The organism is Vibrio sp. R12-SW3-ISO1 (genome assembly GCF_059834005.1).
On sequence record NZ_JCBDGK010000015.1, the window covers coordinates 95,490 to 108,142 of the forward strand.

The following is a 12,653-nucleotide window of genomic DNA, read 5'->3' on the forward strand; positions in this document are numbered from 1 at the left end:
AAAGGAGAAGTATTTAAGGGAATGCGTTAGAAGGTGTAGTTCGCTTGTACACCGACGATGATGACATTGCCAGTAACTTCACCCTCAAATACACCGCCATAAGTAGCAGCGGGTTGCTCATCCTCATACATTTTTGCGTCTTTAGCAAAAATGTATGTAAAACCGGCATCAAAATTAAGTTGCTCGCTCCACTGGTACCCAGCGCCAATGCTTAACCATAGTCGATCTGTTTCTGGGATTGTCGCGGTACGATTGTCTTCGCTGACAGCAGACGTATCGTAGGCGATACCTGAGCGAAGTGTTAGTTTATTTGAGTATTGGTATGTCGTACCAAGCGCGTAGCGGAAGTTATCTTCCCAATTCTCTTGCTTGATTTCTACACTAGATTCACCAGGGAAGTCTGCAACCAGTTTTTCAAAGCTGCTCCAGTCCGTCCAATTTATGCTTGCATGTACGGCCAACTTATCGTTGAGCTGATGGTAGCTCGCTAACTCAGCGGTCGCAGGAAGAGCAAGGTCCATAGAACCTGGTTTATTTGTGCCAGTAGGCAGGCCAAACCCTGCACCCGTCGCATAGCCTTCTAACGTCAAATCGACTTCAGATTTGTAGGCAAAACCAACGCGGTTGTTTGAATCTACTTGCCATACTGTCCCTACTTGCCAAGCCCAAGCAGTATCATCGCCTTCCATGTACTTTAGCGTTGTACCAGCCGCTGCGCCTAATTGTTTAGGAATGATGGCACCGAAACTGCCTTCAGCGTCAATGTACCTTAGACCACCACCGACGCTGACCGCATCATTGATTTGATAAGCGAGATTCAAATTCGCTTCCATCGTGATAACGCTGGCTTCATTGCCAAAGTTCACGGCAGCAAAGTCGGAACCCAGATCGGTTTCCATTCCATAGTTTGTGCCTAGTGCAAAACCGACTGCCAATCTGTCTGAATATTGATGTGACAGGTACAGGTTAGGAATGACCGCATCATGAGCGAAATCATCGCTGTTAGCTGGTATCTCTGTACCTGAAATGGTACTTGTCCCACTAATATCCACATTCGGATCAACATACACAGCGCCCACAGAGAGCTGCGTCCCTTTTAGATAAGTCAGCATGGCAGGGTTGCGCCATTGCGCACTGGCGTTGTCTGCCATCGCGGCTTCACCAGCGTACGCTCGACCTAGGCCAGTTGCGGAGTACTCGGCGAGCTGAAAGCCAGCCGCAGACACGTGTGTGGCGCTGGTCATCAGAGTGCCAGCCACTGCAAGAGAAAGAAGTGTTTTATTGGTTTTCATTTTTATGTTCGCTGATTGTCGTTGACTTTGGTCGTGTGATGATAAAGTTAGAGCAAACACTTTAAAAATAAAAAACGAGCCATTGATGGTTTTTGGAATAAAAAACTAATCATTATAAAAATATATAGTTTAAATGTTGTTTGTTAATGGTGTGTTTCTAAAATTGAGCGTACATCTGTAGGGTCAATCGGAGGGTTCAGGTTACACGTGTAGCCTGAATGGGAAGTGAAGTGATTGAATGCAAAAATTAAAAAAGGCCGCGAGAGCGGCCTTTGAAGGTATAGCGTGTTCGCTGTGCTTAGAAGCTACGGCTGTATTGTAGGCCGACCAGAATCGCGTCTGCGTGTGTTGTGCCGCTTACTGCTGAAACCGTCGTTCCATTGATGACAGTTGTTTCTTCGACTTTTACGTCATCACCTAACAAGTACGTAAATCCGAAGTCAACATTTGACTTGTTGTCGATATGGTAAGTAAAACCAGCGGATAACCAGTTTCTGTCCGAGTCTGGCACTGAGATTGAAGTAATCTCATCTTGAGCACTGGTATCATGCATATAGCCTGCACGGAGTGTCCAATCTTTGTTCATATAATAAGTACCACCAATGGAGTAGTGCATACCATTCTGCCACTCGTAAGTGTTCAGTACACCAGCGTTATCAGCTTCGAGTTTATCGAATGCACTCCAACCGATCCATTGAACGGAGTAGTGGACTGCGAATTTGTCATCTAAGCGGTGGTAACCAGAGAACTCTATAATGTCTGGTAGGGGCATATTTAGAGTATCATTTTTGTAGGTTACGTTGACCAAATCTCCCGTCAGAGGATTTACACCTAAACCAGTGATGTCACCCTCAGCTTCTAGTTTTGGACTATAACGGTAAGCAAGACCAAAGCGGTTCTTATCATCAAGCTCGAAAACAGTACCTAAGTTAAACCCTACCGCCCAGCCGTCAGCTTTTGTGTCTAGGGCTGTGTATGTACCAACACCCGTTGGAGAAACTACATTGTTAGGTAGTGTTATTGAGCGTTTAAGTTCTCCTTTACCGTAGATAAGATCCAACCCAGCACCGAAACTCCATTGTTTGTTCGCTCGGTATGAACCAGCTAGGCCTAGGTTAAAACTTTTCACGTCCGTCAAACCACCGTATTCTGATGCGGCATAATCATCTGAGAATTCCGTTTTAGTACCGAAGTTAGTGTAGGCGTTGATACCCCAAGCAAACTGTTCGTTAACAGGTACAATTAGATGGATATTTGGGGCAATTGACGTGTCACCTGCATCATCATAATTTGCAGAAGTTCCAGTTGGTGCAGTAGTTCCTTGGTATGTAGCATCCTTTACTTCGATCATTGAGGTGATTGATACAAAACCTAGAGATAAAGATGTTTCATCAAACAGCGCCATCGCTGCTGGGTTACGTGCCATTACTGAGGCATTATCAGCAATAACCGCATCACCTGCGAATGCACGGCCAAGGCCGGTCGCTGATTGTGCGTTAAGTTGGAAACCGGCGGCCATCGCTTGCTGTGAAGCCATTGCCGTTGATGCGATCGTCACTGCTAACAGTGATTTTTTAAACAGACGCGTCTTGTTCATTTGTGCTTTTTCCTTTTTGTTCGTCTCTTTCGGACGTTATATTTGAGCAAAAGCTCAGTGGTGGCTGATCCTAGAGGCAATTATAGGAGATACATATCCGACCATTGTGTAGTTGGCAGATAAAATTAGTGAAATGACGGTTATCTGGCAGGAAAATCCTACAAAATGGCCGTTTTTAGAGTGTAAGCTCTAATTTTATGCTAAAAAAATGGCCCGAGAGGGAATCTCAGGCCATGATCTTGCTCACAAAATGTTATCAGCTTGTTAACTCATCGGCTTGATGATATCCATCAAGGTTTGCGCGATGTGAGCCACATCTTCGCCTTTGTCTCCAACCAGAATCAGGCTGTTGTTGCCAATCGGTTCAACAATGCCCGCCATACCCTGTTTCTCAAAGGCAAAGGCTTTGTCACTGGCGATACCGGTTAAGAACAGCGTCACTTTGCCTTGCGTCCCTTTAAAGACCATATGCACCGCATTGGAGTCGCCAAAGCCACAGTGGTTAAGATAGTAGACATGGTAAGGGAACTGCTCAATCAAGTGTTTTTTAAACGGCACCATTTTGGCGTTGATTTGCGACGATTGCACTTGTTCATCCAACACAAACACGAAGCCTTTTTCATCAAACACATGTTGAATAGCGGTATCCGCTAAATTGGCGTTCGCGGGGGATACCACTAAATTGCCCCAGTTGACTTGGCCAACCAGTAGACCAGCGACAAACGCGACCGAGGCCGCCATTGCCATAGCTCGTTTGACGAAGGTTGGGCGAACGACATTGTCTTCTTTGATTGCCGCGGATTGATTAAACAAAATGCGGTCAGCAAGCCCATCGGGTACATCGACCTTCATGGCATTGGCAATTAGGGTATCGAGTTCAAGAATATCATCGGCAAACTTGGCATTCTTGCTCTCGGCTTTGATCGCTTCGTTGATTTGTGAGTCACGCTGTTTTGGGTCGGACATAATACGACGACGGAATTCTAACTCATCCATTTTTTTGCCCCCTTGCGCTGTCATCAGAATCTAACATCTCTTTAAGTTGGTTACGCGCTCGAAAAAGCCGTGTCATGACGGTGTTTTTGTTCAAAGACAAAATCTCGCCAATCTCTTCACCACTGAACCCTCCTACCACTTGAAGGAAGAGAGGTTCACGGTATTCTTCTTCTAGCTTCATGATTTGCGCTTGGATCCACTGGGTTTGATGATGTGGGTCATCGCTCACTTTGGCTTCGCCGCTGTAATCATCGATATCCACGAGATCAAACTGCTTACGCTCAAAACGACGCGCGTTCTCACGGCGCAAGATGGTGATCAGCCAAGACTTGGCGGCCTTTTCATCTTGCAAACTGTCCAGTGACTTCCAAGCCCTTAGGCAGGTTTCCTGCACCAAATCTTCCGCTATGGTTGGGTCTTTGCAGAGCCAATACGCATAGCGATAGAGATCTCGGTGATAGGCACGAACCAGCGCTTCATATTTTCTTTGTCTGTCCATATCCGAGTTGACCGGAGTGTCGGACTTTTTCTTTCCAAAAAACGAAATTATTGACACACGAGCCTCCTAGTATGCTCCGTGGTGCTCATTATGGCTGATAAAACCCTCTTTATATATTGAAGCAAAGTGGCGCACAGTGCGATAAAAAGAGAGAAATCCCATTAAAATTGATCTACTTCAAAAAGAGGCAATCGGCAACAGGTATAGTAACTCCTGTCATCTAGTCGGCATCTGCTGACAAGTTGAGCAAGATGACACTTCCTTTTGAAGGCTGACTTTACTTTCTCCTAATCAGGAAACTGATTATTTTCAATTGGCGTAAGTTAATTGCTTTATACATTCCGACCACACAGTTCTGTGTGGTTTTTTTTTTGCCTCGAGAAAGTGCCCGGCGCAGCAACGCTGTTCTCCCGTTTGGGCGGCTGTGTCTGATGATCACAGTGTTTGGCAAAAGCCGACAACCTGGATTGTCACCCTACCTTGTCTGATGTTATAAACTGAGGATAAAAGTGATGCATTTGTTGCATTGCCTACAAGGAAAGTTGAGGACCGATGAGAATCTTGATAGTGGAAGATGATCGTTTGATCAGCCAATCATTGGAGCAGCGCTTCACTGATTTAGGTCATGGAGTTGATTGTGCCTACGATGGAAAAGTGGCGTATGCCTTGGTCGCTCACACTCAATACGACTTAATCATCTTGGATTTGAATCTTCCGCATCGTTCTGGAGAAGAGATTACAAAAAAAATTCGCCAACGTTACGATACGCCTATTTTGATACTGACGGCGAGAAACGAGGTGCTCGATAGAATCCAACTGCTTGACTTAGGTGCGGATGATTACCTTTGTAAGCCTTTTGACTTGGGTGAACTAGAGGCGCGATGCCGTTCTATTGTGCGCAGGAGTCAAGGGCAAGATCACAACCTTATCGAATTTGGTGACATCTGTTTTGACGCAGCGAGTGCCACGGTGCAGGTGAAGGGTAAGACGGTGGAGCTCAAACAGCGAGAGTATCGCTTGTTGGAAGTGTTTCTCGGTCACCCGAATCGCGTTCTCAGTAAAGAAGAGATCATCGACCATCTGTATGGCTATGACAATCCGCCGAATCTGAACGCAATTGAGACATACGTAGGGCGTCTCAGAAAAGCGTTGTCCGAGAGTGAGGTGGAGATCAAAACACTGCGTGGCCTTGGGTATGTGATGGCCAAAGCAGGATGATCGCCTCATTGCCCGTTTTTCAGGGATTTTCTACTCGTTCTTTACGTTTTCAGCTTGTTGTTTATGCGACGATGTTGCTGCTGTTTATTGGCTTGCTCTCTATGCTCGCTGTCAAGCGCTATGCGTATCAGACAGCGCAAATTGCGTTCGATCGCCCGCTCGCCAACTCAGCGTTACAAATTTTAGAGCAGGTAAGGTTTGAGCACCTGCAAGTCAGCGTTGACCTGCCTTTCTCTGCGTTTGCCGGTTTATCAGATTCTCCCAGAGACAAAGTATTTTACGCTGTTGTCATCAATCACGATGAATTTATCACGGGCTATGCTTCTTTGCTCAGCGATACAACAATTCAATCACACATTCAGCAATATCCCGTACAGTTAGAGATCAACCCCCATTTTTTCTACCACACCATGTTTGATGAGTATGTACGCTTTGCCTTGGTCAGCCGCTCGGTGAACACCAGTGAGGGGGCGCAAGTGGTCTCGGTATTGGTGGGTCAGACGGTTCAAGCCAGGACCCATTGGGAAAAAGAGCTATCAGATGTGGCATTCAAGCTATTGGTCGGTGTGGTCAGTTGTGCCCTTGTAGTGATTCTCGTACTGATTGCTATGGTACTTAAACCTTTAAACGTGATTAACCAGAAAATCGCCAGTCGCTCCAATGTGGATCTCACACCCATCGATATGGATGCACCTGAGGAAGTGTCCCACTTGATTGAGACCGTTAACACCTTTATGTCTCAGTTGGATGACACGCTGACAAACCTGAAAAACTTTACTGGAGAAGCGGCGCATCAGTTGAAAACCCCGCTTGCCGGCATGCGCGCGCAAGTCGGTTTGATTCTGAGTCGAGATCACAATGAAGCGACCGCACGATCGTTAGCGAATGTGCTCAAGGCGTGCGATGTGCTCGAACGGACCATTGATCAATTGCTTAATCACGCAACCATTAAGCACCGATATCGAAGTGTTGAGCCTCAGTGGGTGAACATGAATCAGTTAACGGCAGCTGTGTGTCGTTCGTTGGCGATGAATGCGTTGGCAAAGGAGATAGAGCTAAGTTATGACGCGGACACGGCCTTTTCTGTACGCGGGGATGCCTTTGCACTTGAGCAAATGCTGACGAACCTCGTTGAAAATGCCATTAAATACTCGCCAGCATCCAGTCGAGTGGAAGTGGAAGTCAGCCATATGGGTAGCAAAGCCGTCGTGGTGATACGTGATTTCGGCCCCGGTATTAGCGATGCTGATAAGCCTTTGGTGTTTGATCGTTTTTATCGTATCGCGGGGACCGACGAAGCCGGTACCGGTCTGGGGATGAGTATTGCGGCTGACGTAGCGAAGAAGATGCAAGCCGTATTGTTGCTAAAAGACAGTGTCCCTACGGGGCTGACGGTAGAAATACAGTTTCCTTATACAGCGTGGCAAGAGGTAAGCGAATGAAGCGTATCGGGTGGTTAGCGGTTGCGCTCTTATGGTCTGGTTTCAGTGCGGCTGATGAGGCTTCGTTGCCACTGCGGATCTATGGCGCGGCATATCAGTCAGAAATGAAGCCGATGCTGGATGATTTTAAAATGCGTCACCCAGAGGTTAAGATCGATTACCGCTGGATGAGCAGTAATGATTTAGACCGGTATGTTCGCGATAACATTCAGCCACAGCCAGATATCACCATCAGTTCCGTGATGGATTTGCAACTACGGCTAGTGAATGATGGCTACGCATTGCCTCATCAGGTCGCGATGTCGAGCTACGGTACTTCGCAGAGTGTATTGCCGGAGTGGAGTCAATGGCGTAATGAGTTGTTTGGTTTTAGCTTTGAGCCTGCAGTTTTAGTGTTTAATAAAGCCTTCATTGACGGTAAGGTGCCCCCAATGAACCGCGTTGAATTATTGAGCTTTATCCGTCAATACAGCAGTGAGTTAGTCGGGAAAATCGGCCTGTTTGATATCCGCCGAGTGGGGATCGGTTATTTACTTTGGTCTTTTGAAAGGCAGCAGGCAAGAAATTACGGTCAGTTTCTTGAGCTGTTTAATTCCGCCCAGGCACGCACTTTTGATAGCACCCGTTCGATGCTTAAAGCGGCCAGTGAGGGTGAGCTTCTTATGGCTTACAACGTGCTCGGATCATACGCTAGAAGCTGGCAAGAGTTGGATGACAACATCGTGATCGTGTCGCTGACAGACTACACACCCGTAATCATTCGCAGCGCCTTTATCAATAAAACCACTCAACAGCCCGATACCGCAAAAGCCTTCATTGATTACATCTTGTCTTTGTCTGGCCAATGGGTCATGGCTGAACAAACCAATATGCCGCCGATTCGCACAGATATTACTAGTGAAAAATCCGCCGCATATTTACGTCAACACTATGCAGATCAACTGAACCCAATTCCTCTGGACGTGCGACTCATGGTGTTCTCAGATCAGAGTAAACGGGAGGTGGTAACGACAGAGTGGGAGAGCGCTCTCAAAAATTACGATTGAGTTGTCCACGCATGCGTGTGTCAGTTCGGTGACAGGTTCGTTTCGTAGCCTTACGCAGCCATTTCAAGCAGGAAGTGGTGTGATTGCTAAGGAGCGAAGGAATGACACACTCTCATCTAATTCCCTGCATGCTTATTCGGGGTGGCACCTCGAAGGGCGCGTATTTTCTTTCACAAGATCTCCCCAGTGACCCAGATGAACGTGATTCGTTGCTGATACGCATCATGGGATCAGGTGATGTCCAGCAAATCAATGGTATTGGTGGGGGCACCACGTTGACCAGTAAGGTGGCGATCGTCTCGTTGTCTGACTCGCTAGGAGTCGATCTTGACTATCTGTTTGCTCAAGTTGGCGTGGAGGAGAAGATCGTGGATACCAAACCCTCCTGCGGCAACATCTTGTCTGGAATCATTGCGTTTGCAACCGAAAAGAATCTTATCTCACTTCAAGACGGTACGACGACGGTCCGAGTCAAGAACGTCAATACCAACACCATCATAGAAGTCACAGCCGAAACGCCGAATCGACGCTTAAAGTTCGACGGGGATGTGACGGTTGATGGCGTCCCTGGCACGGGCTCACCAGTCTTGTTGAACTTCCTTGACGTGGGCGGAGCAAAAACCGGGGCGCTGTTCCCAACGGGGCTGCGTCAACAACGCATTCTTGATGTTGATGTCACCTGCATTGATGCCGCTGTTCCTATGGTGCATATACCCGCGTCAGCGTTGGGCATTATGGGTACAGAGAGCAAAGCCGAAATTGATGCGAATCATGATCTACTGGCACGCATCGAAGCGATTCGCATTGAGGCGGGTGAGCTGATGGGGCTAGGTGATGTTCGCTCGAGCGTGATCCCTAAAGTGTCCATTGTGTCCGCACCTCAATCCGGTGGAACCATTACCTCTCGCTATTTAGTCCCCCACAATTGCCATGCCAGTCATGCGGTGACCGGCGCTATTTGTGTTGCGTCTGCCTGTTTGATTCCCGGTACGGTCACTCACTCGCTGGCAGCGCCGAGCAAAGATGAGCGTGTAGTGGTTGAGCACCCAAGCGGAAAAATTGATGTGCAAATGAGTATTTTAGAAGGTGAAGGAGAGCCGATCATCGCTCAAGCGGCGTTAGTCAGAACGTCTCGGCCTTTGTTCAAGGGCGAGGTGTTTGTTAGCCACTAATGTGTTTGCTAGCAAACGGCTTCGCACGCTCGTCGTAAAGTCGATCTATGTAACATTTTTGTTAATGAGGTTGTCCTTGTCAGTTTGATGACAGGTTGAGTGATTAGTGTTAACGCATCGCAATATTGGGCGATAGATAACAAGATTAACGAGAAGCAATCAAAGGATTTGAGGAGGCATTCATGCCAATGAGCAAACCCACTTACCCCCAGTTTATTCGCCGTACTACGGCATTGTTTTCCGCAATGGTTGCCCTAGGGGTCGCCTCTCTGAGCCCGTCGGTACTGGCAGAGGATGTCTCCTTTGATGGCGAGCGTGCTCAAATTACCGTCCCATATAAAGAGGGAGGTGGTACGGATACCTGGGCACGATTTTTTGCTCCTTACTTTAGCCAAACGCTGCCTGGCGAGCCTGTTGTCGTGGTCAAAAATGTGCCTGGTGGCGGTTCAACTAAAGGAGCTAACCAATTTGCCCGTAGAGCCAAAGACAACGGTTTGGATGTCCTCGCGAGCTCCGCATCGACTCAGTTTACTTATCTGCTCGGTGACCGCCGTGTCAAATACGATTACAACGATTGGGATGTCGTGATGGCGTCGCCTACCGGCGGTGTGATTTACGTGTCTCCGAGTACTGGTATCAACAATGCGGATGATTTTGTTGCCAACTTAGGCTCAGTAGAGTTTCAGTATGCCAGTCAAGGTGCGACAACGATTGATTTGGTGCCTTTGTTAGCGCTTGATCTATTGGGTGCTGATGTCAAAGCTGTCTTTGGTATGAAAGGTCGTGGTGCTGGTCGCCTCGCTTTTGAACGTGGCGAAGTCAATTTAGATTCTCAGACCAGTTCTGCCTATTTGAAGAAGGTAACCCCGCTGGTAGAGGAAGGCAAAGCGATCCCCATCTTTAGTTTGGGTGTGTTGGATGACAACGGTCAACTTCAGCGCGATCCTAACTTCCCCGATATTCCACACTTCGCTGAGGTCTATCAGAAAGCCAATGGGGACATGAATGCCCAAGGTTTCAAAGTTTGGCGTTCTTTCTTTGTCGCAGGTTTCGTGGCTCAGAAGATGTTTTTCCTTCCTGATTCAACGCCAGAAGCGGTCAAACAAGCCTGGCGTGATGCAGCAAGAACCTTCGTTGCAGATGAAGAGTTCCAAGCTCGAGCTAAAGACGTACTGGGTAACTATCAACAGCTAACGGGCGCGGAGGCAGACAAAGCGGTAGAAGCGATTCTGTCACTCGATGAGAGCAGCAGAGAGTGGGTCGCTCAATGGCTTGCTGACAAGTACAACACCAAACTGTAACTCTCAATGAGCAGCGTTCTGAGCGCTGCTCTTCTCTCTCAGTCCTCAATTTAGTTGTCCCTCTATTCTCCGTCTGACGACGTTGGCGTTCAAAGGTTCTACGATGTTTAGTGAATTGTTTTTGGCCCTAGAGACCATACTTACCGTCCAGCACATTACCTACATGTTAGGGGGCGTGATGCTGGGCTTAGCGATCGGTATATTCCCAGGTTTAGGGGGGATTGCGGGTCTTTCATTGTTGCTGCCGTTTCTGTATGGCATGGATCCGGTTTCAGCACTCGCGATGTTGATAGGTTTGGTTGCCGTTATCCCTACCTCTGATACCTTCACCTCTGTATTGATGGGAATTCCCGGTTCGAGTGGCTCACAAGCGACCGTACTGGATGGTTTTCCTATGGCAAAGAAAGGGCAAGCTGCGCGAGCGTTATCTGCGGCGTTCACCTCATCTTTGTTTGGTGGTTTGTTCGGTGCTGTGGTTCTGACTGGCTTTGTGCTGGTGGCTCGTCCGGTGATTTTAGCATTTGGCTCTGGTGAGCTGTTTATGCTGACGTTACTTGGTCTGACCATGGTGGGCTCTCTAGCAGGAAGAAGTTTAGTCAAAGGCTTATCGGCCTGTGGTTTGGGTGTGATGCTGGGTAGTGTCGGCAGTGCGCCAGCCACCGGCGAATATAGAATGGTGTTTGATAATTTCTATTTGATGGACGGCATTCCACTTGTTGTCGTGGGCTTGGGAATTTTCGCTTTGCCAGAGATCATCGATCTCCTTCGCCAAAACAAGCCAATAGCCAGTGCCAGCAAACTCGGTTCCGGATGGCTATCTGGGGTAAAAGATTTCTTCGAAAACAAGTGGCTTGCTCTACGATGTAGTGTCATTGGCTGCATCATCGGTGCTTTGCCAGGTTTGGGGGGAAGTGTGGTCGATTGGATAGCCTACGGACACGCAGTGCAAACCACGAAGGACAAGCCTGATTTTGGCCAGGGGGATGTGCGTGGCATCATTGCACCTGAGTCATCAAACAACGCGAAAGAGGGCGGTGGTTTAGTGCCGACTCTGCTGTTTGGTATTCCTGGATCTGGTGGCATGGCGGTGTTTTTAGGTGGCATGGTATTGGTCGGTTTGGAGCCTGGACCAGCGATGGTCAGCACTGATTTAGACATTACTTACACGATTGTTTGGTCATTAGCGCTTGCCAACGTGTTTGGTGCAGGTGCTTGTATGCTGATTTCGCCATGGGTTGCTAAGTTGACCACCATTCGCTATGCCTTACTCGCTCCTTTTATGGTTATGGTGATCTGTTTTGCAGCGTTTCAAGCTACCCGCGATTTAGGGGACTTGGTGACACTGTTAGCAGTCGGTGTATTGGGCGTGCTTATGAAACGATTTGATTGGCCTCGCCCTGCGTTTCTTATCGGCTTTGTTCTTTCTGCCGGAATGGAAACCTATTTATATCAAGCGGTTCAATTTGATGGTGCAGCGTTCTTACTTCGTCCCGGCGTAATGATCATTGGTGCGCTCACATTACTTTCACTCGTTTTTATGATCCGACAAAATATGAAGAAGCGCGAGCAATCGACCAACGAAGCGTCCTCTACTCCCGCTCCACGTACCCCTCAATTAGCATTTGCGGTCGTGGTGAACTTGGCTTTCGCTTACGGTATCTATGATGGATATCAGCAGAGTTTCCTAGGGGGCATTTTCCCGATTGTCGTGGCGAGTGGTATGTGGTTGCTTTCCGCTGTAGTGATTGTGCAGTTACTGACGCACACCTCATCATCACCGATTTACTTTGATAACGAATATGAGCAAGGCTACGCGTTTGATGACAACACGTCATCGATGATGCACTACCTGTACTGGTTGGCGGGTTTGGTGCTCGGGTGCTTTTTAGTCGGCTATGTCATCTCAATTAGTGTGTTCTTCTGTTTATTCTTGATGAATAAAGCGGGTCTGAGCTTATGGCGATCTTTCGCAACGACGACATTGGCATGCGGATTTCTACTTGGTTTGACCCATCTTATGTTGTTGGATTTGCCCATTGGCCTATTGCAGGACGCCGTGGATCTACCTTGGCCATTCGGAGGATAACCTA

General features: G+C 47.8%; 10 protein-coding genes. 6 read left to right on the plus strand and 4 right to left on the minus strand.

From position 1 onward, the window contains the following. Window positions 1-26 precede the first annotated feature (26 nt). The 4 genes from AC6R0R_RS04115 to AC6R0R_RS04130 all read right to left on the minus strand — a co-directional run bounded on the left by AC6R0R_RS04115 (window position 27) and on the right by AC6R0R_RS04130 (window position 4,384). Window positions 27-1,292, minus strand: a complete 1,266-nt coding sequence (locus AC6R0R_RS04115) for an outer membrane protein transport protein (protein ID WP_500625783.1) — start codon at window positions 1,290-1,292, stop codon at window positions 27-29. A gap of 298 nt (window positions 1,293-1,590) precedes the next feature. Next, complete coding sequence (locus AC6R0R_RS04120) at window positions 1,591-2,889, minus strand: outer membrane protein transport protein (RefSeq protein ID WP_500625784.1); 1,299 nt, start codon at window positions 2,887-2,889, stop codon at window positions 1,591-1,593. Window positions 2,890-3,153: 264 nt separating this feature from the next. Continuing rightward, complete coding sequence (locus AC6R0R_RS04125) at window positions 3,154-3,885, minus strand: DUF3379 domain-containing protein (RefSeq protein ID WP_500625785.1); 732 nt, start codon at window positions 3,883-3,885, stop codon at window positions 3,154-3,156. Continuing rightward, entirely contained in the window at window positions 3,878-4,384 is a 507-nt protein-coding gene (locus AC6R0R_RS04130) for a sigma-70 family RNA polymerase sigma factor (RefSeq protein ID WP_334551485.1), read from the minus strand. The genes AC6R0R_RS04125 and AC6R0R_RS04130 overlap by 8 nt, the downstream gene beginning before the upstream one ends. 552 nt (window positions 4,385-4,936) lie before the next feature. On the opposite strand from AC6R0R_RS04130, the gene AC6R0R_RS04135 reads away from it, so the two are divergent. The 6 genes from AC6R0R_RS04135 (at window position 4,937) to AC6R0R_RS04160 (ending at window position 12,649) form a co-directional block, all read left to right on the plus strand. Continuing rightward, the gene (locus tag AC6R0R_RS04135; RefSeq protein WP_500625786.1) at window positions 4,937-5,602 is read left to right on the plus strand and encodes a response regulator transcription factor; all 666 of its coding nucleotides are present in this window, start codon (window positions 4,937-4,939) and stop codon (window positions 5,600-5,602) included. Beyond that, window positions 5,599-7,044, plus strand: a complete 1,446-nt coding sequence (locus AC6R0R_RS04140; protein ID WP_500625787.1) for a sensor histidine kinase — start codon at window positions 5,599-5,601, stop codon at window positions 7,042-7,044. Before AC6R0R_RS04135 ends, AC6R0R_RS04140 begins: the two co-directional genes overlap by 4 nt. Then, on the plus strand, window positions 7,041-8,090 hold the full coding sequence (locus AC6R0R_RS04145) for an ABC transporter substrate-binding protein (protein WP_500625788.1): 1,050 nt from the start codon (window positions 7,041-7,043) through the stop codon (window positions 8,088-8,090). Before AC6R0R_RS04140 ends, AC6R0R_RS04145 begins: the two co-directional genes overlap by 4 nt. A 101-nt stretch (window positions 8,091-8,191) precedes the next feature. Further along, window positions 8,192-9,262, plus strand: coding sequence for a 4-oxalomesaconate tautomerase (locus tag AC6R0R_RS04150; RefSeq protein ID WP_500625789.1), 1,071 nt, complete (start codon window positions 8,192-8,194; stop codon window positions 9,260-9,262). Window positions 9,263-9,444: 182 nt separating this feature from the next. After that, the gene (locus AC6R0R_RS04155) at window positions 9,445-10,563 is read left to right on the plus strand and encodes a Bug family tripartite tricarboxylate transporter substrate binding protein (RefSeq protein WP_500625790.1); all 1,119 of its coding nucleotides are present in this window, start codon (window positions 9,445-9,447) and stop codon (window positions 10,561-10,563) included. A 103-nt stretch (window positions 10,564-10,666) separates the two neighbouring features. Further along, window positions 10,667-12,649, plus strand: coding sequence for a tripartite tricarboxylate transporter permease (locus AC6R0R_RS04160; RefSeq protein ID WP_500625791.1), 1,983 nt, complete (start codon window positions 10,667-10,669; stop codon window positions 12,647-12,649). Window positions 12,650-12,653: the final 4 nt, after the last annotated feature.